Genomic DNA, 21784 nt, shown 5'->3' on the forward strand with positions numbered 1-21784 from the left:
CCCTGCTGGGCCCGCAAACCCCTTTCGCCCGGCGTGGCACGGTTCAGTTGGGCCGCAACGTCCAGATCACGGTCATCGCCGAGGTCGGCTTGCCGTCCTCGGTCGCGATCTCCACCGGCACCGGGAACTCCGGCCGCCGGCCGGACTCCAGCTCCTCGATCACCTCGGGTGCCGGCCGGCCGAGGCGCGCGGTGGCCAGCACCGGGCCCATGGCGAGCTTCCGGTACGCGATGTCGGCCCGGACGGCGAGCGGCACGGCCCGGTCGAGCAGTTGCCCGAAGGCGGCCATGACGACCGCGCCGGAGGCCGTCTCGCCGAGGGTGAACATGGCACCGGCGTGGGGGCCGCCGATGTGGTTGTGGGTGGCCGGCGAGTCGGGCAACCGGACGACTGCCCGCACCCCACCCTCTGCCTCGGGTGCCACCTCGACGAACTCGAGGCCGAGCGTACGGGCGAAGGGCACCGCTTGCAGCATGCCGGCCGCCACCTGGCGGGAGTCGATGGTCATGGCCTGACGTTACTCGTCGGTAATCAGGGCGGCAACCAGCGGTTTCCCCGGTGACGGCCGGTGCTCACAGGTTGGCGATGGTGCGCAGGATCTCCGCGTAGAAGTTGCCGTCGATGCTGCGGAAGAACGAGAAATCCTGCCCCGGGTCGCCGAAGAACGGGCGCAGCGTCCACGCCAGCTGGGTGCCCACGAAACCGAAGAGCAGAATCCAGATGTAGAGCAGGGTCATGCTCGCCGGCCGCTGCGTCGGCTCGCCGCGCCGCACCGGCGGCTGGGCCCAGGGGCGCTGCACCGGCCCGTAGCCGGAGGGCACCGCGCCGGACGGGAACCCGGCGACGGCCGGCTGGCCGGTCGACTGCGCCGGAACGTGCGCCGGAGCCGGCGAGGTGGCCACGGCACCGTTCGCCGACGACCCGGCAGCCGTGGCTCCGGCCGGCGCGGCCACTGCGGCACCGGCCGACACGGCCACCGGCTCGGCAGCCTGACCGGCGACCGGCGCGGCAGCCGGTGCCGGGTCGGCCGACCCGGCAGCGGGCGTCGCCGGTGCCGGGACGTCGACAGACGCCGGGGCGTACGCGTCGGCGTGCGTCTTGGCGACCTCCGGCGCGAGCAGGCCGTGGTCGTTGAGCACCTGCATGCCGCCGGTCAGGAACCGCAGCCCGACCAGTGCCGACAGGGTCAGGATCGCCACGTTGAGCAGCTTGAAGAACCCGTAGTCGGGGGCGGTGATCAGGAAGAAGAGACTGATCGGCGCGAACGCCACAGCGAGCATCGAGGTGACCGTGATCGCCACCATCACCAGCGCCAACGACTGCCGCACCGAGAGCCGGGCACCGAAGACCAGGTTGAACAGGTAGAGCGTGGGCAGGCAGATGGCCAGCGTGACCAGGAACAGCAGGGGCAGCTTCAGCGCCGAGGTCAGCGCCATCAGCGGGCTGTGGAAGGCACCCAGCACCGCGCCGTAACAGGCCAGCGCGATGGCGGAGCTGGCCAACATGCGGCCGGTCAGCGCGTTGAGGTCGCCCTCGGCCACGATCTGCTGCCAGATGCCCGCGCGATCCCGCAGGATGCGCTCGATGACGAGCGGACTGGGACGGTCACCCGACACGGATGCACCCCTCTCGGTGGTCTTGCACAGTGGACTGGGTGCGCAGACGGTAAGACACCGCGCGGCCCGCCCGCCACCCCGCTCCGGCGAGTCGTCAGCGCCAACCCACGTCGATCCGGGCTCCGCGCTCGTCGAAGAAGTGCAACGCGTCCATCCGGACCGAGACGGCGAGCGGGTGACCGGCGCTGACCGCCGGGTACGGTGCCAGCCGCACCGCCAGTTCCGCCGGTCGACGGTGGTGCCGCCCCGGGTCGGGGAGCACGCTGGTCTGGGTGTTGCCGACCGGCGGCGCCTGCGACTCCACCGGCTTGCCGGCGAGTCGCTGCATCACCGAGCCGAACCGTCGCAGGCCACGTTGACCGACAGGTGGTGGGTCCAGCGGGGCGCCCATCTCGTCGACCATGATCGCGGTGGCGCCGATGTCGAGGAACGCCAACGACTCGTGCCCGTGGTGCTCCAGGTAGCGGATCCGCCCCCGCAGCACGTCGCCGGGGCTGTCCGGGGAGACCGGGGTGAGCGCCTCGGCGCGCATGCCGACCACGATCCGCTCGCCGTGGTAGTGCGCCACCGCCCGACTGCGGATGTCGTTCCAGGGAAGGTAGAGCGACTGCTCACCGAGGTTCAGCGTGACGTACCGGTCGAGGTGGACGTAGACCGACGCCTCCAGCAGGTTCATCCGCGGGCTGCCCAGGAAGGCGGCCACGTAGAGCGTCGCCGGGCGGCCGTACACCTGGGTGGGTGTGCCGACGTCCTGGAGCACGCCGCGGCGCATGATGGCCACCCGGTCGGCCATGGTGAGCGCCTCGGCCTGGTCGTGGGTGACGTAGACGGTGGTGACGCCCAGTTCCCGGGTGAGGCCCGAGATCTCCGCGCGCAGCTCGGCGCGGAGGCCGCTGTCCAGGTTCGAGAGTGGCTCGTCCATGAGGAACAGGCCGGGCCGCCGGACGATGGCCCGGCCCATCGCCACCCGCTGCCGCTGGCCGCCGGAGAGCTGACCGGGCTTGCGGGCCAGCACGTCGCCGATGCCCAGGGCACTCGCCACGTCACTGACGCGCTCGCCCCTCGGCTCCGGCTCGACCCCGGCCAGCCGCAGCGGAAAGGCGATGTTGTCGCCGACGGTCATGTGCGGGTAGAGCGCGAAGTCCTGAAAGACCATGGCGATCTTGCGGTCCCGTGGGGGCAGGTCGTTCGCCAGCTCTCCGTCGAGCATGACCGCACCCTGGGTCGGGTCCTCCAATCCGGCGATCATTCGCAGCACCGTCGACTTGCCGCAGCCGGACGGCCCGAGGAGCACCATGAACTCGCCGTCGTTCACATCGAGATTTATGCTGTCGACGGCCAACGTGCCGTCCCTGAAGACCTTGCTGACATCCTTGAGCGTGACGGTGCTCACCGTCGTCCCCCCCAGCTCGTCTCTGCCGATCCAGAAGACTGTGACCAGGATCATTCGATTCGCACATCGGGTAAACGTCTCATGTTTGGCTGATGACGCTGCTATTACACGACAGCGGCGATCAGCAGCGCGAAGAGCGCTCGCCCGGCTCACCCAGGAAAACCTGACGCACCACCCGTTCCGCCGCGTGCCCGTCGTCCAATGTGCAGAACCGGCGTCGAAAGTGCTGACGGGCCTTGTTCGCGGAATCGGAGCGCACCGCATCGGTACGGAACAGGTGGACCAGATCGGCGAAGGTGGTGGCCACCGCGCCGGGCGGCTCGGCCGTCACGTCGAAGTAGACGCCCCGGGCCAACCGGTACGCCTCCCAGTCCGGGGCATAGAGCACGATCGGCCGATCGAGTACCGCATAATCGAACATCGCCGACGAATAGTCGGTTATCAACACGTCCGCGATCAGGTAGAGGTCCTCCACCCGTTGGTGGCCGCTGACGTCGCGGACCCGTTCCCAGTCCGCCGGGCGACCGGGGCGGCGGTCCCGGTCGTGGAAGTAGTGACTGCGCATCAGCAGCCGGCCGGAGTCACCCAGCGCCCGCACGAACCGGTCCGGGTCGAACGGCGGCCGGTAGCCCGGAAGGTGCTCGCGGTGCGTCGGGGCGTACAGCACGACCTGCTCGTCGGGGCCGACGCCGAACTCGGCGCGCAGCCGGCGCACCTCGTCCGGGCCGGCCGTCACCAGGCGGTCGTTGCGCGGGTAACCCACCTCCAACGTCGTGTACGTGGCCGGGTACGCGCGGTCCCACATCTGGGTGGAGAAGCTGTTCGCGCTGACGCTGTAGTCCCAGCGGTCCACCCGGCGCAACAGCCCGGCGAAGTCCATCCGGCCCGCGCCGATCGGATAGCGCTGCTGGTCCAGGCCCATCACCTTGACCGGGGTGCCGTGGTGGGTCTGCAGGTGCACCTGCTCCGGCCGTTTGCGGACGAAATCGGGGAAGTTGACGTTGTTGACCAACCACCGGGCGCGGGCGAGCACCCGGTAGTACGCCGGAGTGCCGGCGACGACGTACTCCACTCCGGCCGGGACCGTGTCGACGCGGTCCCGGCGCACGACCCACACCCCGCGCACCTCGGGTGCCAACCGGCGGGCGACCTCGTAGATGGCCGCCGGGTTGCAGGAGTATCCGCGGTACCAGTAGGCGGCGTACACCGCGAGCGTCGGGTCGACCGGCCGACGCGACTCGGCCCGGTAGTACTCGCGCAGCAGCCCGTCACGGGTCAGCCGGGCACCGCGCCGCGCGACCGGGCCGACCCGTCGGCGGGCGGTACGGGCCTGCCGCCGGGCGACGTCACGGGCACGGCTCGCGGTCCGCAACGCGCTGAACGTGCGCCAACGGCCGGCCGCGACGAGCCGGTGTTTGATCCCCTCCACCCCGCCCGGCACCGGATAGCCGCCGGGCGGTAGCCAGCGTTCGTAGTCGGCGGTGATCTGCGCGAAGAACGCCGGCCGCAACTCCGGGGCGATCCGCTGGCCGTTGCCGAGCACGGTCAGGTAGTGCCAGATCATCCGCTCGAAGACCACCGGCCGCAGGGATTCCGTCGCCGGCCCCCACTCGTCCATCAGGTGGAAGACCCGGTGCCACTGGGGGAAGACCTCGAAGTGGCGATCGCCCCGGGTCCGGGTGATCGCACCGGCGCGGCGTTGCCGGTAGTTGACGCACACCCGGTCGAGGACGCCGATCCGCTGCGCGGCCATCAGCACCGGGTAGCTGAACGAGACGTCCTCGTACCAACCCGGGGCGAAACGCAGACCCAGGTCGATCAGGAACTCCCGGCGGACCAGGCGATTCCACGCCGTGTGCAGCAGGTGCATCGCCTCCGGCCGGTCCCGCAGCCGGAAGGTCTCCGGACCCGGCGACTCGGGGAACACCTCGGCCATCGCACTGCGGGTGGCGGTGTCGTTCCAATGGGTGCGTACGTGGTCGACGAGCAGCACGTCCGGGCGGGTCGCCCGCAACCGCTCGGCCACCTCGGTCAGGCACTCCGGGGTCAGCCAGTCGTCGCCGTCGAGGAACCACACGTACTCGCCGACGGCCCGGTCCAACCCGATGTTGCGGGCTGGACCGAGGCCGACGTTCTCCGGCAGCCGAACCGAGCGGACCCGCTGGTCGCGGGCCGCGTACTCGTCGATGATGTCGCCGCCGGCGTCCGGCGAACAGTCGTCGACGGCGATCACCTCGATGTCGGTCTCCGGCTGACCGAGGACGGAGTCGAGGCATTCGCGCAGGTATCCCTGCACGCGGAAGGCCGGCACCACGAAACTGATCAGGGTCATCCGGCCGTCCCTCCGTCAGCGCGGCGCGGCACCTCCAGCGCCCACCGGCGCGACCGACGCCCGCGCGCTACGGGCCGGTCGCACGAACCAGGCCAGGACGACGCTCACCACGAAGACCACGAGAAGGTACGCACCGAGTGTAGCCAGCCCGCTACCCGCCAGACCGACAATCGCCGCGAGGGCCAGCAGCGCCGAACGCCCCTCCCAACCCAGCGTGGCAGCGTGCAACGGCGGTGCCGCCTGCCGCTTCTCCAACCGGGCCGTCAGGTCGTAGTGGTGCACGGTGAGCACGAAGACGTACCCGAAGATCAACCAACCCGGCACCCCGCCGACCACACCGACCGCGATGGCGAACAGGTACTCGGCGGCCCGCAACGCGGCGGGGACCAGCCAGTCCAGGGGGCCGTTGTGCGCCGCCCCGGCCCCCAGGCCACCGACCAGGAGCACCAGCAGCGCCACCGGCACCGCCCAGCGCAGCCCGTCCGGCGCGTCCGTCAGCAGCGCCGCGACCAGCAGGACCGCCGGGCCGAGCGCGGCGATCACCGCCAGGGTGAGCGGCCCCATCGGGCGGACCACCGGCAGCAGGCGGGCCGACGGCCCGTCGTCGCGGTGCAGGGTGGCATCGACGGTGTCCAGCACCGGCACCCACATCCAGCGGGCCCGCAGCGTACGCAGCGCACCGGTGTACGCGAACGCCAGAACCCCCCACACCAGCACCGCGACCAGGCTGACCAGCGGGTTGAACAGCGCCACGGTCAGCGCGATCAGCGCCCAGCGCTCCCCGATCGGGAAGACGACGGTCCGCTTCAGCCAGTACGACAGCGAGCCGGTGTCCGCCTGCACCCTCGTCGACGCCGCGTTGAGCCGGTCACCGATCCCGCCGCTGGCACCCGTCGTCGTACGCGGTCGCCGGGCCGCCTCGTCGTGCAACACCCCGTACCAGGTGTCGGTCATGTGCCGGACGGTCTGCAGGGTCATCGCGGCGATGGCGAGGGCCCAGCCGTTGCCCAACCCGGCGTGGCTGACCCCGAAGCCGAGCCCAGCGTAGACCAGGTACTCCTTCGCCCGGTCCGCCATCGTGTCCAGCCAGCCACCCCAGGCGCTGAAGTTGCGGGTGTAGCGGGCCAACTGGCCGTCCACGCAGTCCAACACGAAACCGAGGTAGAGCAGCACCGCGCCACCGACCAGCGCGGGCCGCCCACCGACCCCGAACAGCACCGCCGCGGCCAGCGCGAACAGTACCGAGATCGCCGTCACCCCGGTCGGGGTGAGCCGCAGCCGGGCCGCCGACCGGACCAGGTACGGCGACCAGGTGCTGACGAAGTAGGTGGAGAAGAAGTCGTCCTTCTCCTTCACCGACAGCCGCAGCTCCGCCCGGTCCTCGTCGACAGCCGTCACCGCCGCCTCGGCAGCGGTCAGCTCGGCCGCGCTCTCGACCCGGCGGGCGACGAGCAGGCGTACCCGCTGGACGAAGATCAGGGTGCCGAGCGCCGCGAGGCCCGCGAACAGCCGGTCCACGGCGGCCCCGGGTTCGTCGTGGCCGGCTCCCCCGCCCGCCGGCAGCGGCGACACGTCGCCGGTCGGGCCGAGCGGGGCGGTGACGGGCCGCGCGCCGACGGCGGCGGCCCGGGCGGCGGCGGCGAGGTTCGGCAGGTCGTCCACGCCGACCCGCAACGCGCCACCGAACACACCCGTGGCGTCGCCGTCGAGGGCGTTCAGCGGCCCTGCGTCGACCACCTGGCCGCGTTCCTCCCGCACGGCCGTCCGCCCGGGCACCGGCGGGTCGCCGAGCACCAGCGCCACCGTCGGGCCCACCGGGCTGGTGGCCAGGTGCCGCAGTACGGCGGTGTGCGCCACCAGGTCCGTGCCGGTGACCAGCACCGGAGCGGTGGCGGTGCCCACCAGCGTGGCCAGTTCGTCGAGGTCGGCCGCGAAGCGCACGTCGCCCGCCCCGGCCTGGCGCAACTGGGCGGCCAGGCGGTCGGGCAGCGGCTCACCGGTCGCGGTGGTCAGGCCCGCCGCCGACGACCCGGCGGCGAGCACGATCGCGAGCGTCACCGCTGGACCGCTGCGTGGTACGCGTCGAGCGCCTCGGCGATGGTGCCGTCGAGCGTCAACCGGCCCGCGTCGAGGTACAACCCCCGACGACAGAACCGGGTCAGGTCCTTTTCGTTGTGTGACACCAACACCAGCGTGCGCCCCTCCCCGAGCAGACGATCAATAGTCGCGTAACACTTCTTGCGGAACTCCGCGTCGCCGACGGCTGTCACCTCGTCCATCAGCAGGATCGGATGCGGCAGATGCGAGATGATCGCGAATCCGAGCCGCACCTTCATACCCGACGAGTAGTGCCGCACCGACGTGTCGATGGCCCGTTCCACCTGCTCACCGGCGAACTCGACGATCTCGTCGAAGTGCCGCTTCAGGTAGCCCGTCGACAGCCCGTGCAGCCCACCGACCAGGTGCAGGTTCTCCCGCCCGGTCAGGTCGTTGGAGAAACCGGCGGACAACTCCAGTAACGGCGCCACCGCGCCGTTCACCCGGATGTCGCCCTCGTCCGGTATGAGCACCCCGGCGATCAACCGCAGCAGGGTGCTCTTGCCGGTGCCGTTACGGCCGATCACCCCGACGGTCTCGCCGGGTTCGACGGTGAACGACACGTCCCGCAGCGGCCAGAACTGGCCGGGCAGCGCACCACGCTTCCCGCGATGGATGAACAACTCCCGCAGCCGCAACTGCCGGCGACGGTTACGGACGAACCGGATGCCCAGCCCGTCGGCCTCGATGATCGGCGCGCCCACGTCAGAGTTCCTTGAGCACGGCGGGTTCCAGCCGACGGAACGACCACCAGCCGGCGGCCAGCACCAACACGCTGCCGACGACTGTGGTGGCGAGCAGCCGGGCGTCCGGGAACTCGTCCGGGTACCAGATCGCGTGGTGCAGTTGGAAGATCCCGACCAGCGGGTTCAGCTCGTACCCCACCTTCAACCAGCCGGGCAGGCTGGACTCCCGGACCAGGCTGAGCGGATAGATGATCGGCGTGGCGTAGAAGAGCACCCTGATGATCAACCGCATCAACCGCTCGACGTCGCGCATCAGCACGTTCCACGCGGACAGCAGCAGGGCGAGCCCGGTCAGCAGGACGGCCTGGACGGCCACCGCCAGCGGAAGGGAGAGCAACGACCAGCCGGGGTGGATCCGACCGTGCACCGCGTAGATCACCGCGATGGCGATCAGGATCGGCAGGCCGGCCGCGTACTCGGCGAACCGGCCGGTGACCCGGCCGATCGGGAAGACCTGACGCGGCACGTTCATCGTGGTGATCAGCCGCGACTGGCCGGTCAACGCGTTCGTCGCCTCGCTCAGCGCCGAACTGGTCCACATCCACGCGAAGATCCCGGTGACCAGGAACAACGGGTACGACTCGGCGGCCTCGCCGAGGTGCCGCCCGGTGTCGCGGGAGTAGAGCACCCCGAACACGAACCAGTAGATCGCGCCCATGCCGAGCGGCTCGATCAACGACCAGAAGTAACCCAGCACCGACTGCTGGTACTTGACCGCCAGGTCCCGTCTCACCAGGATGCGCAGCGAGTTGCGGTGCGACCACAGGGCCGCGACGCCAGAGGTCACCGCAGCCTCCCGCCTCCGGAAACGGACGCCAGGTTAGCAGTCGGTGAACGAATGCCCCGAATCGACCGGGCTCAGCACTCGATCACGTTGACGGCCAGACCGCCCCGCGCCGTCTCCTTGTACTTGACCTTCATGTCGGCGCCCGTCTCCCGCATGGTCTTGATGACCTTGTCCAGCGACACCTTGTGCACACCGTCGCCGCGCAGCGCCAGCCGGGCGGCCGTGATCGCCTTGATGCTAGCCACCGCGTTCCGCTCGATGCAGGGGATCTGCACCAGGCCACCCACCGGGTCACAGGTCAACCCGAGGTTGTGCTCCATCCCGATCTCGGCCGCGTTCTCCACCTGCTCCGGGGTGCCCCCCAGCGCCTCGGCCAACCCCGCCGCCGCCATCGAGCACGCCGAACCGACCTCACCCTGACAGCCGACCTCCGCGCCGGAGATCGAGGCGTTCTCCTTGAACAACACGCCGATCGCGCCGGCCGTCAACAGGAACCGCACCACACCGTCGTCGTCGGCGTTCTCGACGAAACGGGTGTAGTAGTGCAGCACCGCCGGGATGATCCCGGCCGCACCGTTGGTGGGCGCGGTGACCACCCGGCCACCAGCGGCGTTCTCCTCGTTGACCGCGAGCGCGAACAACGTCACCCAGTCCATCGCGTGCAACGGATCGGCCGTCCCGGCGTCCGCCTCCAGGCCGCGCCGCAGCTCCGCCGCGCGCCGCCGAACCTTCAAACCCCCAGGGAGTACGCCGTCACGCTCGCAACCGCGCTGCACGCACTCCCGCATCACCCGCCAGATCTCCAACAGACCCGCCCGGATGTCCGCCTCGCTGCGCCACGACCGCTCGTTGGCCAGCATCACCTCGCTGATCGACAGGCCGGTGCGGGACGTGACGTCGAGGAGTTGCGCCCCGGTCAGGAACGGGTACCGCACCGCCGTGCTGTCCGGCTTGATCCGGTCCGCGCCCGCCGCCGCCTCGTCCACCACGAACCCTCCACCGACCGAGTAGTAGCTGCGAGTCCTGACCTCCTCGCCGGCCGCGTTGAAGGCCGCGAAGGTCATCCCGTTCGGGTGGTACGGCAGCGACCGGCGGCGGTGCAGCGTCAGGTCCCGGTCCGGGTCGAAGTCGATCTCGTGCGCACCGAGGATGTTGATCCGCCGCTCGGCCCGGATCCGCTCGACCCGAGGACCGACGGTGTCCGTGTCGACGGTCTCCGGCGACTCGCCCGCCAACCCGAGCAGCACCGCCGGACCGCTGCCATGGCCGTGCCCGGTGGCCCCCAGCGAGCCGAACAACTCGGCCTGCACCCGCGCGACGTCACTGAGCAACCCGTCGGCCTTGAGCCCGCCGACGAACGTACGCGCCGCCCGCATCGGCCCCACCGTGTGTGAACTTGACGGCCCGATACCGACGCTGAAGAGGTCGAAAACACTGATCATGGCTGCGCTTCCTCGCCGTCGTCCCGGCGTACGGAACCGGCCGGGTCGTGGCCACCGGTAGGCGGCCCCGCTCGTGACCGCCCGGGGTGTGGGTTGCGGCCACCCGGGGTGTGGATGGCCGATCTGCCAGCCTACCCGCCCAGCTCACGGCCCACCCGGTCCGGGACGTGAACACCCGATCGCCATCTCCCACCCCGCGCTCACCCGCCGGGTCGCCCGCCCGCCCGCGCCGCTTGCCCCACTCGCACGCCAGCCCGCCAGCCCGTCCGCCCGCGCCGCTTGCCCGCCAGCCCGCCAGCCCGCCAGCCCGCCAGCCCGCCAGCCCGCCAGCCCGCCAGCCCGCCAGCAAGATCGTGCTCGATCCTGGATCCAGTGGTGTCAACGCGCGTTCGATGCCACTACAACCAGGATCGAGCACGATCTCCCTGCGACACGCTGAATCGTTTGCGACATCAGCTCCAAAGCACACCCGCAGACTCGGCGCCGGCACGTGGCGCGGCGACAGGACAAGCAGCTCGGGGAGGCCGTGCAGTCGGGCGGCGCACCAGAGGGTCGCGACGGGCGGCCGGAGACGGGCGGCCGGAGGCGGATGGGCTCGGGGAGGCGTCAGCGGGGGTCTGCCCGGGTATTGCACCTACGGGTCCACGGGTTGCCGCTCCACCTCGGGACCGAGGGCGAGCTGGTCATCCCCTTCTACCGTGGATTGCAGACGCGGCGCACCGCCGCAGAGTGGGAGTACGACGATGAGTCGCAAACTGGTCCGGCCCCGTGAGGGGCGCATGCTCGCCGGTGTCTGTGCTGGCCTCGGTCGACGGTTCGGCATGTCCGCAGGGATGGTCCGGCTGCTGTTCCTGCTGTCCCTGCTGCTGCCCGGCACGCAGGTGATCGTCTACCTGATCCTCTGGGTTCTCATGCCGAACGAGGACCGCTACCTCGCCTCCACCGGACACTGACCCGCCCCACACACCCCTGCGAGGCCCGGCGAGGCAGCAACATCAGGGTTGTTGCTGCCTCCCGACCTCCCGAGGCACCAACAACCCTGATGTTGCGCGAATCTTGACGCGCGGAGCGGCGCGGCGTGGGAGCGCGGAGCGGGGCGGGAGCGCGGAGCGGGCGGCGCGGGAGCGCGGAGCGGCGCGGGAGCGCGGAGCGGCGCGGGAGCGCGGAGCGGCGCAGGAGCAACGTGCGGAAGCGCCCGTCCCGACGTGAGTCGGGGCGGGCGCTTCCGCGTTGAGGGTGGGGCAGGTCAGGGAGCGATGTAGGTGACCGTGATCTGTTGATAGCCGAGGGAGCGGAGCAGCCCTTCCAGCATCTTGCGGGTGTTCTCCTCGGCTCGGGCGGAGAGACCGCTGTCGCGGGCGGCGGCGGTGATCCGCTCCTCGGCGAGCTTGTAGACCTGCTGCTGCCGGTTGGGGTCGTTGCCGACCAGGTCACCGAGCCGGTTGAGCAGACCGCGCTGCTCCGCGAAGACGTAGCTCTTGTCCATGTCGAGGTTGGTCTCGCCGAGCTGCGGCGCCGGCAGCTTGATCTCGACGGACTTGCCGTCGGCCGACTGGACGATGGCCCCGTCACCGATCTTGGTGAAGTCGACGTACGCCTCGACGCTGCCGGCCCCGACGAACAGGGTGCGCTCGTTGAGGAGGAAGTCGGGGACGTTGCGCCGGTCGTTCTGGGTGTCGACGACGACCTGGAAGTTGCCCTCGGCGGCCACGTAGCGGCTGAGGTCCTGGATCGACTTCAGCAGCGGTGGCTGACTGCGGTCGGTCTGCTCCTTGGCGAACGGGTTACGGAACTCCGGCAGGAAGCCGGTCGCCTGGATGCCGAGCAGCACCACCACGGCCAGCGCGGCGGCGCCGAGCAGCAGGAGCAGGCCGCGGGCCGCCCCACCGCCGCCGGGCGCTGGGCTGCCGGGGCCGCCAAAGCCTCCGGAGCCGTCGCCCGGTGTGTCGATGGTCGGCTCGGGTGTCGCGGCCGACCGCTCCTTGAGGTTTTCACCGGTCGGGTAACCGGGGAACTCCCTCGTGGGCTCGTTGGTGCCAGCGTCGCGGGCCATCACGCTCACCGTCCTTGTCAGACACGTCGTCTGTCAATGACGGTACGGCCCCCGTACGACAGTCGCGCGCCGAGCGCCCGGAATGCGCAAACGGGCAGGTCAGGCGAACGCGGAAAGCCCGGTGAGCCGCTGCCCCACGACCAGTTGGTGGATCTCCGACGTGCCCTCGTACGTCAGCACGCTCTCCAGGTTGTTGGCGTGCCGCATGATCGGGTACTCGCCGGAGACACCGTTGGCGCCGAGGATGGTGCGGCACTGCCGGGCGATGGCGAGGGCCTCCCGCACGTTGTTCAGCTTGCCCACGCTCACCTGATCGGGCCGCAGCCGGTGGGCGTCGGCGAGCCGACCCAGGTGCAGCGCGAGCAGTTGACCCTTCACCAGCTCGACGGCCATGTCGGCGAGCTTCGCCTGGGTGAGCTGGAACCCGGCGAGCGGGCGACCGAACTGGGTGCGGGTGCCCGCGTACGCCAGGGTTGTCTCCAGACAGTCACGGGCGGCGCCCACCGCGCCCCAGACGATGCCGTAGCGGGCCTCGGTGAGGCAGCTCAGCGGCGCCTTGAGCCCGACCGCCTCGGGCAGCCGGGCGTCCGCCGGGAGGCGGACGTCGTCGAGCGTGATCTCGCCGGTCACCGACGCGCGCAGCGACATCTTGCGGCGGATCTCCCGGGCCGTCACACCGGGCGTGTCCATGGGTACGGCGAAGCCGCGCACGCCCTCGTCGGTGCGCGCCCAGATCACCGCGACGTCGGCGATCGGCGCGTTGGTGATCCACATCTTGCCGCCGGTGAGCACCCAGTCGTCGCCGTCGCGGCGGGCCCGGGTGGTCATCGAGGCGGGGTCGGAGCCGTGGTCGGGCTCGGTCAGGCCGAAGCAGCCGATCGCCTCGCCGGTGGCCATCGACGGCAGCCAGCGTTGCTTCTGCTCCTCGCTGCCGTAGCGCCAGATGGCGTACATGGCGAGCGAACCCTGCACCGAGACCAGCGAACGGAGGCCGGAGTCGCCGGCCTCCAGTTCCTGGCAGGCGAGCCCGTACGCGACGGCGGAGGCGCCCGCACAGCCGTAGCCGGTGAGGTGCATGCCGAGCAGGCCGAGCTTGCCGAACTCCCGGGCCAGTTCGCGGGCGGGCACCTGGCCCTGCTCGTACCAGTCGGCGACGTACGGGCGCACCCGGTCGTCGACGAGCTGGCGGACGACGTCGCGGATCTGCCGCTCCTCCTCGCTGAGCGACGGGTCCAGGTCGAGCAGGTCCAGCGGAGCGGTCATGGACGCCACCTTAACGAAGGCTCAGCGCGCGGAAGAAGGGCTCGTCACTCGACCGGCTCGGAGAGCACCAGCACCCGGGCGTGGATCTGGTTGCGCTGCTGCAGGGCCGCGCGCAACGCACGGTGCAGCCCGTCCTCCAGGTAGAGGCCGCCGTTCCACTGCACGACGTGCGGGAAGAGGTCACCGTAGAAGGTGGAGTCCTCGGCGAGCAGCTTGTCGAGCGCCAACTCACGCTTGGTGGTGATCATCTGGTCCAGGCGCAGCGGCCGGGGCGGAATCTCCGCCCACTGCTTGAGCGTCAGATTGTGCTCCGGATAGGGACGCCCGTCCCGAACCGCTCTGAAGATCACGACGGCACGCTCCCCTCCCCGTGGCCGGGCCGACCGACGGCGCCGAGCCGGGCCGCGGCGGGCACCGCGCAGCGCGGCGCCGATGACCGTGCCAGCCTAGCCGCCCAGCGCACGCTGCGTTTCGCTCCCTGATGTCAGTTTCACTACCGGTCGTCCGATCCTCAAGCGGACAAACGGGACGGCACGCTCAGCTCCACCGGCCGCGCCGCACCACCTCGTCCATCGGACGACGCCCTCGGCGCAGCGACGGTGACCTATGGTCGGCGGCTCGGTAACCGATTGTGACGGCACCGACGGGTTGGTACTCCTCCGGCACGCCGAAAGCCTCCCGGTAGGGGGCCAACCGCTGGGGCGGGATGCCGAAGAAACAGGCCCCCAACCCCTCGTCCACGGCGGTGAGCAGCATCAGCAGTGCCGCGAAGCCGGTGTCGACGTGCCAGTACGGCACCGGCCAGCGGTCCACGGACTGGTCCGTCCACCCCTTGTCCGGCTCCGCGTACCGCCGCAGGTAGGCCGACTCGTTGGCGTGCGGCACGACGATCAGCGGAGCCCGGCGCATCCCGGCCAGCCAGCGTTCCCGCCCACCGCCGTCCGGTGTGGTGGCGGCCCAGAACCGCTCCCGGTCGGCTGACTCCTCCAGCACCAGGAAACCCCAGCCCTGGGCGAAGCCGGCCGACGGTGCCCGGACCGCGTGATCGAGCAGGCGGTTCACCACGTCGGGCGGGACCGGACGGTCCGGGTCGTAGTTGCGCACCATCCGCCGACGCCGGACGACCTCGGCGAACTCCATCAGGCCCCGGGCCGGATGCCCCAGGCACCCCGCCAGGTCGTGCCGGGCTTGAGCGTGAGCACGTCCCGTCCGGAGCGGAACGCGTCCGGCGGACAGGTCATCGGCTCGATCGCCACCGAGCGGCGGTGCCGGTCACCGACGAGGGAGTCCCCGGTGAACACCTGCCACCAGCCGAACTCGGCATCCGCCCAGATGCTGACGCCCGCCGAACCGTCCGGCGCGGCCAGGCTCACCGACGAGCCGCCGTCGGCGTCGCGGATCACCTCGCCGAAGCAGAGGTCCAGCTCGACGGCGCCGATCCGGCGCGGGCTGGTCCAGTCGTACTCGGTCCCGGCCACCGGGGTCGCGCCGACCGGCAGCAACCGGCCGTCCACCAGCAGTCGGGTACGGGTCGGCAGCCGCATGACCAGGTCGTCGACGGCGACGCCCGGCAGTTGCAGGTACGGGTGCACGGAGAAGCCGAACGGCGCGGCCTCCTCGCCGGTGTTGGTCACCTCGTGCTCGACGCGCAGCCCGTCCGCGCCGACGCTCCACCGGCTGAGCAGCCGCAACGGCCACGGGTAGCCGGGCTGCGGCGGCAGGTCGTAGCCGACGGTCACGGCGTCCTCGGACTGCTCCAGCAGCCGCCACGGCACCCAGTTGACCAGCCCGTGGATGGCCACGTGCCGCTCCGGCTCGGTCAGCGGGAGCTGGTGCGTCCGCTCCCCGAACGAGTAGCGGCCGTCGCGGATCCGGTTCGGCCAGGGCGCCAGCACCTGCCCGGCGCAGCCCGGGCTGACCTCGTCGGTCCGGTACCCGTCGACCAGGTCGACGCCGTCGTGCCGGTACGTCCGGAGCCCACCGCCCACCTCCACGATGACGGCCTCGTGACCGGCGGCGGAGATGGTCCACTGGGCGCCGGAGAACGGGCGCTGATCGGGGCTGTCCATGTCGGCGACCCTAACCGGTCACGTCCGGTCGCCGCTCGACGCCGTCGCGGCCCGGTAGCGCAGCAGCGCCGGGAACGCGACAGCGAGCACCACCACGAGGACCGCCGAGGCGAGCCCGCCGGCCACCCAGGCCACCCCGCCGCCGAAACCGGCGGCCATCGTGCCGGCCCGCAGGTCGCCCAGGCGTGGGCCACCGGCCACCACCACTGTGTTGACGCCCTGGAGTCGACCGCGCATCCGGTCCGGGGCGTAGACCAGCAGCATCGACTGCCGCAGCACCGCGCTGATCAGGTCGGCGGCACCGGCGACGGCGAGCAGGACCACCATGAGCCAGAGCTGGTGGGCGAGGCCGGCCGCGGCGATCGCCAGGCCCCAGCCGACCACCGCGAGCACCAGGCCGACGCCCTGCCGGCGGAGTCGGCCGATCCAGCCGGAGGTCAGGCCGCCGAGCATCGAGCCGATCGCGATGGCGCTGTAGAGCAGACCGACCGACCCGCCGCCGCCGAACCGCTCGTGGGCGATCTCCGGGAACAGCGCCCTCGGCATCGCGAGGATCATCGCGATCAGGTCCACGCCGAAGGACAGCAGCAGCACGGGTGTGCTGGCCAGGTAACGGAACCCGTCGACGACGCTGGCCAGGCCGGCACGCCGGGCCTGACCGTCCTCGGTCGGCTCGGGCGGCAACTTGGGCAGCCGCAGCGCGGCCCAGAGCATCGCGGTGAACAGCACCGCGTCCAGCCCGTACGCGATCGGCAGGACCACCGCGGTGTCCGGCGACGCGGAGAGGATCAGCCCGGCGGCGAGCGGCCCGGCCACCGAGGCGGCGGTGAACGTCGTGTAGTTCAGAGTGGTGGCGGACGCCACCAGGTCCTCCGGCACCAGTCGGGGCAGCATCGCGCTGCGGGCCGGCGAACTGATCGCGAACGCCACCGACTGCACCGCCATCAGCGCCAACAGCAGCACCGGGCTACCCACGTCCAGCAACGCCTGGACGAGCAGACCGAGAGTGGATGCCCAAAGCAACAATGAGCCGGCGAGCAGCACCGCGCGACGGTCGCGGGCGTCGGCGACCGCGCCGCCCCAGAGCCCGAAGATCAGCAGGGGTACGAAGGCCGCCACGCCCAGCAGACCCACCCAGAACGAGTCCCGGGTCAGCGCGTACATCTCCACCGGCACCGCGACGGCGGTGAACTGGAAACCGAACATCGCCACGGTGTTGCCGAGCCACAACCGCCGGTACGCGGGCACCCGCAGCGGACGTACGTCGATCGCCCAGCGGCGCGCTCCGCGCGGCCGAGCCTCCTGCACACCCGTCACGGCGCCAACCGCTCGACGGTCCAGCCACCCTCGTCGAGGCGGCGGAAGCGGAGCCGGTCGTGCAACCGGCCGGCCCGGCCCTGCCAGAACTCCACCGACTCGGGGTGGACCCGCAGCCCGCCCCAGTGCGGCGGGGTCGGAATATCGGCCTGGTCGGCGAACCGCTCGACCGACTCCTGATACCGCTGCTCGAGCACCGCCCGGCCCGACACCACCTGGGACTGCGGGCTGGCCCAGGCACCCAGTTGGGAGCCGCGCGGGCGGCTGGCGAAGTACGCCTCGCTCGCCGCCCGGTCGACCTGCGTGACCCGACCGGCGACGACCACCTGACGCTGCATGGGAAACCACGGAAAGACCAGGCTGGCGTACGGGTTGGCGGACGCCTCGACGCCCTTGCGCGACAGGTGGTTGGTGAAGAAGACGAAGCCCTCCGGGTCGTACCCCTTCAGCAGCACCGTGCGACCGCTCGGCCGGCCGGCCGCGTCAGCGGTGCCCACCACCATGGCGTTCGGTTCGGGCAGCCCGAAGGCCACCGCGTCGGCGAACCACCTGTCGAACTGGCTGTGCCAGTCCACGGCCAGGTCAGCCTCGGTCAGGCCCAGGTCCGCGGCGTACTCGTTACGCATCGCGGCCGGGGCGGGTGTGTCACCCGTCACGTCCCCACTCCTTCTCGGCGCTCTCGCCGACGCCCTCCCGCGCTGGCCAGCTCCCGCCCTGCCCAGTCTCACCGAGTGGAGCGGAGAATGCGCGCCCGAGGATGTCGCGTGCGGCACAGTCGCAGCGGGTCGCGTATCCCTTACTCAGCAGGCAAGATGTTCCGAACACATCCCTGAGGGTCGCCTAAGGCGCTCGGCCGACCGGGCCGGATGAGCTGTTCGGGCGCACCGACCAGATCCAGGAGAGCGACATGGCCGACTTCAAACCCGGGCTGGAGGGCGTCGTCGCCTTCGAGACCGAGATCGCCGAACCTGACCGCGAGGGCGGCGCGCTGCGCTATCGCGGGGTCGACATCGAGGATCTGATCGGCCAGGTGTCGTTCGGCAACGTGTGGGCGCTGCTGGTCGACGGCCGGTTCGGGCCGGGTCTGCCGCCGGCGGAGCCGTTCCCGGTGCCGGTGCACTCCGGTGACATCCGCGTCGACGTGCAGTCCGCGGTCGCCATGCTGGCCCCGTACTGGGGGCTCAACCAGCTGTTGGACATCTCCGACGAGCAGGCCCGCGAGGACCTGGCCCGGGTCTCGGTCACCGCGCTCTCCTTCGTCGCCCAGTCCGCTCGCGGCCTCGGCCTGCCCGCGGTGCCGCAGAAGGAGATCGACAAGGCGCAGACCATCGTCGAGCGGTTCATGAAGCGGTGGCGCGGCGAACCCGACCCGCGCCACGTCAAGGCCGTCGACGCGTACTTCATCTCGGCCGCCGAGCACGGCCTGAACGCCTCCACCTTCACCGCTCGCATCGTCGCCTCCACCGGCGCGGACGCGGCCGCCTGCATCTCGTCCGGCATCGGCGCCCTCTCCGGGCCGCTGCACGGCGGCGCACCGTCCCGGGTGCTCAGCATGCTGGAGGCGGTGGAGCGCAGCGGCGACGCCGAGGGCTACGTCAAGGGCGTGCTCGACCGCGGTGAGCGGTTGATGGGCTTCGGCCACCGCGTCTACCGGGCCGAGGACCCGCGCGCCCGCGTGCTCCGGCGCACCGCCAAGGAGCTGGGCGCGCCGCGCTTCGAGATCGCCGAGGCGCTGGAGAAGGCGGCCCTCGCCGAGTTGCAGGCCCGCCGCCCGGACCGGGTGCTGGCCACCAACGTCGAGTTCTGGTCGGCCGTGGTACTGGACTTCGCCGAGGTGCCGGCGCACATGTTCACCTCGATGTTCACCTGCGCGCGGATGGGCGGCTGGAGCGCGCACATCCTGGAGCAGAAGCGCCTGCAGCGGCTGGTCCGCCCGTCCGCCCGCTACGTCGGCCCGGAGACCCGCAAGCCGTCCGACGTCGAGGGTTGGGGCGCGGTCCCGCACGGCGTCTGAGCTGCGTTCCGGGGCCCCGGCCCGACGTCGGACGTCGGGCCGGGGCCGCTGCGCGTCGTGGGCCCCGTCGGTCCGGGTGGTGTGGCGAAGGACTCAGGCCGACCGCCGGGGGCTCGGCTTCCACCGATGGCTCCGGGTGCGAGGATGGGGGCCGGCAGTGTCGCCGGGCCCGCCCTCGCTCCTTGCGGAAGGATCTCCAAGACCGTGGCTGACGCACCGACCATCCGGATTCCCGATGACATCAAGCCCGCCGACGGACGTTTCGGCTGCGGCCCGTCCAAGGTCCGCCCGGCGGCGGTGTCCGCACTCTCCGAGGTCGCGACCACCTACCTGGGCACCTCGCACCGGCAGAAGACGGTCCGCGACCAGGTGGCCCGGCTGCGCTCCGGCATCGCCGAGTTCTTCTCGCTGCCGGAGGGCTACGAGGTCGTGATCGGCAACGGTGGCACCACCGCGTTCTGGGAGGTCGCCACCTTCGGCCTGATCCGCGACCGGGCCCAGTTCGCCAGCTTCGGCGAGTTCGGCGCCAAGTTCGCCAAGTCGGTGAAGGACGCGCCGTTCCTGGGCGAGCCGACCGTCCGCAAGGCCGACGCGGGCAGCGCACCGACCCTGGTCGCCGAGTCCGGTGTGGACGCGTACGCGACGCCGCAGAACGAGACCTCCACCGGTGTGGCGGTCCCGATCAGCCGGGTGGCCGGCGCGGACGAGGGCGCGTTGCTGCTTGTCGACGCGACCTCCGGCGCGGGCGGCTTGGACGTCAACGTCGGCGAGACCGACGTCTACTACTTCGCCCCGCAGAAGTGCTTCGGCTCCGACGGTGGCCTCTGGCTGGCCCTGATGTCGCCCGCCGCACTGGACCGGGCCGCCGAGATCAAGGCCTCCGGGCGCTACATCCCCGCCTTCCTCGACCTGGTCACCGCGATCGACAACTCGCGGCTGGAGCAGACCTACAACACCCCGGCGCTCGCCACCATCTTCCTGGCGGCCGAGCAGACCGACTGGATGAACGCGCAGGGCGGCCTGTCCTGGGCGGCCAAGCGCACCGCCGAGAGCGCCGCCGCGGTGTACGGCTGGGCGGAACGCTCCACGGTGGCCACTCCGTTCGTCACCGACCCGGCGCTGCGCTCGAACGTGGTCGCCACGATCGACTTCGCCGACGGGGTGGACGCGACGGCCATCGCGAAGGCGCTGCGCGCCAACGGCATCGTGGACACCGAGCCGTACCGCAAGCTCGGCCGCAACCAGCTCCGGGTGGCGCTGTTCCCGGCGGTCGAGCCGGCCGACGTCGAGGCGCTGACCGCGTCCATCGACTACGTGGTCGAGCGACTCTGAGCTTCGTCACGGTCGGTGTCCGTCGGGGCCTCCACGGACACCGACCGTGATCATCGCCGCAGCTCAGTCACGACATGCGGGGTGTCGCTTCCCCCACCCCGAGGCAGATGCGCGTACGGTGGTCGGAGACGCCTGGGTGGCCGACTCGTGGCGTGCGGCCAGCGAAGCGGGACGGAGGCAACGCAATGCGCCCAGTACGCTTCGTCGCCCTCTCCGAGGACGGCCATGCCCTGGTTCTCGCCGACGAGGTCGGGCGGTTGCTCGCGCTGCCGATCGACGAACGGATCTCCGGCGCGCTGCACGCCGAGCCGGGCACGCCGCCGCTCGTGGTGGCGCCGACCGCGGCCGACCCGACTCCCTCACTGTCTCCTCGGGACATTCAGGCCCGCATCCGCTCCGGCGAGTCCGCCGAGGATGTCGCCCGGATCGCCGGTGTTCCGGTCGACCGGGTGCTGCGGTATGCCGGCCCGGTGTTGCAGGAGCGGGCGATGCTCGCGCAGCACGCTCGCCGCACCCGTCTCAAGGGAGCGGAGAAGCCCACCCCGCTCGCCGAGGTGGTCAACGGCCGGTTGAGCCAGCACGGCATCGACACCGAGAAGATCTCCTGGGACGCGTACCGGCGTGACGACGGCACCTGGCGGATCATCGCCACCTGGCCGTCCGGCAAGGCCACCGCCCAGGCCGTCTGGGATCTCGACAAGACCCGGCAGTCGGTGGCCCCGCACGACGACATGGCGCAATACCTGTGCGCCGAGCGGCCCACGCCGATCCTCGGCCAGGAGCCTGCGCCGGAGCGGGGCGGGCACGCCCTGCCGGGTCCGTCGCGTGGTGAGCCGAGCCGTGGTGGGCACGGGTTGCCGGCCGCGTCCGACCACCCACGTCCCGGTCGGGATCCGATCCGTGCCGGCCGCGACGCGCTGCTCGCCTCACTGGACCGTCCGCTCGGTGCGTCGTCCGGCCGTGGGCTGGAGCCGCGTACTCCGGCTGCTCTCGCCGGGTCGGACGCGCCCCGGCAGCGGCCGGTCGGCGGGGGCGCCGCCGCGCTCCTCGGCGGCGGGCAGGGGTCGGCCTTCGACGACGACTCGGACGCGCCCAAGGAGGTCCCGGCCGTGCCGTCGCTGGCGGTGCTGCGGCCTCGTCGGACGGGCGCCGCGGCGGCCGCGGGCGGCGGCGGCGAGTCCACCGACGCGAACGGCAAGCCACGCAAGCGGTTGCCGAGCTGGGACGACGTGCTCTTCGGCAGCGGTCCGGCGGCGCGCGAATCCTCCTGACGCTTCGCGTCGACGGGGTGGTGATTCACCACCCCGTCGACGCGGGAGAGCC

At 71.6% G+C, this 21784-nt stretch carries 19 protein-coding genes; 4 read left to right on the forward strand and 15 right to left on the reverse strand.

The genetic code is table 11. The annotated features are described in order from the left end of the window. Window positions 1-43 precede the first annotated feature (43 nt). The 8 genes from O7617_RS09620 to O7617_RS09655 all read right to left on the reverse strand — a co-directional run bounded on the left by O7617_RS09620 (window position 44) and on the right by O7617_RS09655 (window position 10413). On the reverse strand, window positions 44-508 hold the full coding sequence (locus O7617_RS09620; protein ID WP_282262934.1) for a DUF4442 domain-containing protein: 465 nt from the start codon (window positions 506-508) through the stop codon (window positions 44-46). 64 nt (window positions 509-572) lie between these two features. After that, window positions 573-1616, reverse strand: coding sequence for a hypothetical protein (locus tag O7617_RS09625; RefSeq protein WP_282262935.1), 1044 nt, complete (start codon window positions 1614-1616; stop codon window positions 573-575). A 94-nt stretch (window positions 1617-1710) separates the two neighbouring features. After that, the gene (locus tag O7617_RS09630; RefSeq protein ID WP_282262936.1) at window positions 1711-3009 is read right to left on the reverse strand and encodes an ABC transporter ATP-binding protein; all 1299 of its coding nucleotides are present in this window, start codon (window positions 3007-3009) and stop codon (window positions 1711-1713) included. A 121-nt stretch (window positions 3010-3130) separates the two neighbouring features. Next, complete coding sequence (locus O7617_RS09635) at window positions 3131-5341, reverse strand: bifunctional glycosyltransferase family 2 protein/CDP-glycerol:glycerophosphate glycerophosphotransferase (protein ID WP_282262937.1); 2211 nt, start codon at window positions 5339-5341, stop codon at window positions 3131-3133. Window positions 5342-5356: 15 nt separating this feature from the next. Further along, complete coding sequence (locus O7617_RS09640) at window positions 5357-7354, reverse strand: DUF5941 domain-containing protein (protein WP_282264688.1); 1998 nt, start codon at window positions 7352-7354, stop codon at window positions 5357-5359. Between the two features lie 41 nt (window positions 7355-7395). After that, a complete protein-coding gene (locus tag O7617_RS09645) occupies window positions 7396-8142 on the reverse strand; it encodes an ABC transporter ATP-binding protein (protein WP_282262939.1) in 747 nt (248 codons plus the stop codon). A gap of 1 nt (window position 8143) precedes the next feature. After that, window positions 8144-8971, reverse strand: coding sequence for an ABC transporter permease (locus O7617_RS09650; protein ID WP_282262940.1), 828 nt, complete (start codon window positions 8969-8971; stop codon window positions 8144-8146). Between the two features lie 71 nt (window positions 8972-9042). Next, window positions 9043-10413: an L-serine ammonia-lyase gene (locus O7617_RS09655; RefSeq protein ID WP_282262942.1), complete on the reverse strand. Its 1371-nt coding sequence runs from the start codon at window positions 10411-10413 to the stop codon at window positions 9043-9045. A 743-nt stretch (window positions 10414-11156) separates the two neighbouring features. On the opposite strand from O7617_RS09655, the gene O7617_RS09660 reads away from it, so the two are divergent. Continuing rightward, window positions 11157-11366 carry a PspC domain-containing protein gene (locus tag O7617_RS09660; protein ID WP_030329606.1) on the forward strand — a complete coding sequence of 70 codons (210 nt, stop codon included), beginning with the start codon at window positions 11157-11159 and terminating at the stop codon, window positions 11364-11366. A gap of 293 nt (window positions 11367-11659) precedes the next feature. Here the strand turns inward: O7617_RS09660 and O7617_RS09665 are convergent, their stop codons facing one another. From O7617_RS09665 to pdxH, 7 genes are all read right to left on the reverse strand, one after another. Continuing rightward, window positions 11660-12466: a DUF4230 domain-containing protein gene (locus O7617_RS09665; protein ID WP_282262944.1), complete on the reverse strand. Its 807-nt coding sequence runs from the start codon at window positions 12464-12466 to the stop codon at window positions 11660-11662. A gap of 99 nt (window positions 12467-12565) precedes the next feature. Further along, complete coding sequence (locus tag O7617_RS09670; protein WP_282262945.1) at window positions 12566-13729, reverse strand: acyl-CoA dehydrogenase family protein; 1164 nt, start codon at window positions 13727-13729, stop codon at window positions 12566-12568. 44 nt (window positions 13730-13773) lie between these two features. Then, window positions 13774-14079 (reverse strand): type II toxin-antitoxin system VapB family antitoxin, encoded by a 306-nt coding sequence (locus O7617_RS09675; protein WP_151487978.1) that lies wholly within the window; start codon window positions 14077-14079, stop codon window positions 13774-13776. Between the two features lie 187 nt (window positions 14080-14266). Continuing rightward, window positions 14267-14869 (reverse strand): nitroreductase family protein, encoded by a 603-nt coding sequence (locus O7617_RS09680; RefSeq protein WP_282262950.1) that lies wholly within the window; start codon window positions 14867-14869, stop codon window positions 14267-14269. Continuing rightward, window positions 14869-15798 (reverse strand): aldose 1-epimerase family protein, encoded by a 930-nt coding sequence (locus tag O7617_RS09685; RefSeq protein ID WP_282262952.1) that lies wholly within the window; start codon window positions 15796-15798, stop codon window positions 14869-14871. Before O7617_RS09685 ends, O7617_RS09680 begins: the two co-directional genes overlap by 1 nt. Before the next feature lie 18 nt (window positions 15799-15816). Continuing rightward, complete coding sequence (locus O7617_RS09690) at window positions 15817-17115, reverse strand: MFS transporter (RefSeq protein ID WP_282262954.1); 1299 nt, start codon at window positions 17113-17115, stop codon at window positions 15817-15819. Then, window positions 17112-17741, reverse strand: coding sequence for a pyridoxamine 5'-phosphate oxidase (gene pdxH, locus O7617_RS09695; RefSeq protein WP_282264689.1), 630 nt, complete (start codon window positions 17739-17741; stop codon window positions 17112-17114). Before pdxH ends, O7617_RS09690 begins: the two co-directional genes overlap by 4 nt. A 281-nt stretch (window positions 17742-18022) precedes the next feature. Between pdxH and O7617_RS09700 the strand changes: the two genes are divergently transcribed. From O7617_RS09700 to sepH, 3 genes are all read left to right on the forward strand, one after another. Then, window positions 18023-19129, forward strand: coding sequence for a citrate synthase 2 (locus tag O7617_RS09700; RefSeq protein WP_088986659.1), 1107 nt, complete (start codon window positions 18023-18025; stop codon window positions 19127-19129). 204 nt (window positions 19130-19333) lie between these two features. Continuing rightward, window positions 19334-20461 carry a phosphoserine transaminase gene (gene serC, locus O7617_RS09705; protein WP_282262955.1) on the forward strand — a complete coding sequence of 376 codons (1128 nt, stop codon included), beginning with the start codon at window positions 19334-19336 and terminating at the stop codon, window positions 20459-20461. A 185-nt stretch (window positions 20462-20646) separates the two neighbouring features. After that, entirely contained in the window at window positions 20647-21732 is a 1086-nt protein-coding gene (sepH, locus tag O7617_RS09710) for a septation protein SepH (protein ID WP_282262956.1), read from the forward strand. The last annotated feature ends 52 nt before the right edge of the window (window positions 21733-21784 follow it).

The organism is Micromonospora sp. WMMD1155, assembly GCF_029581275.1.
Classification (GTDB): Bacteria; Actinomycetota; Actinomycetes; order Mycobacteriales; family Micromonosporaceae; genus Micromonospora.

Coding starts and splice junctions, on each gene's coding strand:
- O7617_RS09635 (WP_282262937.1), bottom strand. CDS start 5,341: ATGACCCTGATCAGTTTCGTGGTGCCGGCCTTCCGCGTGCAGGGATAC.
- O7617_RS09700 (WP_088986659.1), top strand. CDS start 18,023: ATGGCCGACTTCAAACCCGGGCTGGAGGGCGTCGTCGCCTTCGAGACC.
- pdxH (WP_282264689.1), bottom strand. CDS start 17,741: ATGCGTAACGAGTACGCCGCGGACCTGGGCCTGACCGAGGCTGACCTG.
- O7617_RS09620 (WP_282262934.1), bottom strand. CDS start 508: ATGACCATCGACTCCCGCCAGGTGGCGGCCGGCATGCTGCAAGCGGTG.
- O7617_RS09665 (WP_282262944.1), bottom strand. CDS start 12,466: ATGGCCCGCGACGCTGGCACCAACGAGCCCACGAGGGAGTTCCCCGGT.
- O7617_RS09670 (WP_282262945.1), bottom strand. CDS start 13,729: ATGACCGCTCCGCTGGACCTGCTCGACCTGGACCCGTCGCTCAGCGAG.
- O7617_RS09660 (WP_030329606.1), top strand. CDS start 11,157: ATGAGTCGCAAACTGGTCCGGCCCCGTGAGGGGCGCATGCTCGCCGGT.
- O7617_RS09685 (WP_282262952.1), bottom strand. CDS start 15,798: ATGGACAGCCCCGATCAGCGCCCGTTCTCCGGCGCCCAGTGGACCATC.
- sepH (WP_282262956.1), top strand. CDS start 20,647: ATGCGCCCAGTACGCTTCGTCGCCCTCTCCGAGGACGGCCATGCCCTG.
- O7617_RS09655 (WP_282262942.1), bottom strand. CDS start 10,413: ATGATCAGTGTTTTCGACCTCTTCAGCGTCGGTATCGGGCCGTCAAGT.
- O7617_RS09680 (WP_282262950.1), bottom strand. CDS start 14,869: ATGGAGTTCGCCGAGGTCGTCCGGCGTCGGCGGATGGTGCGCAACTAC.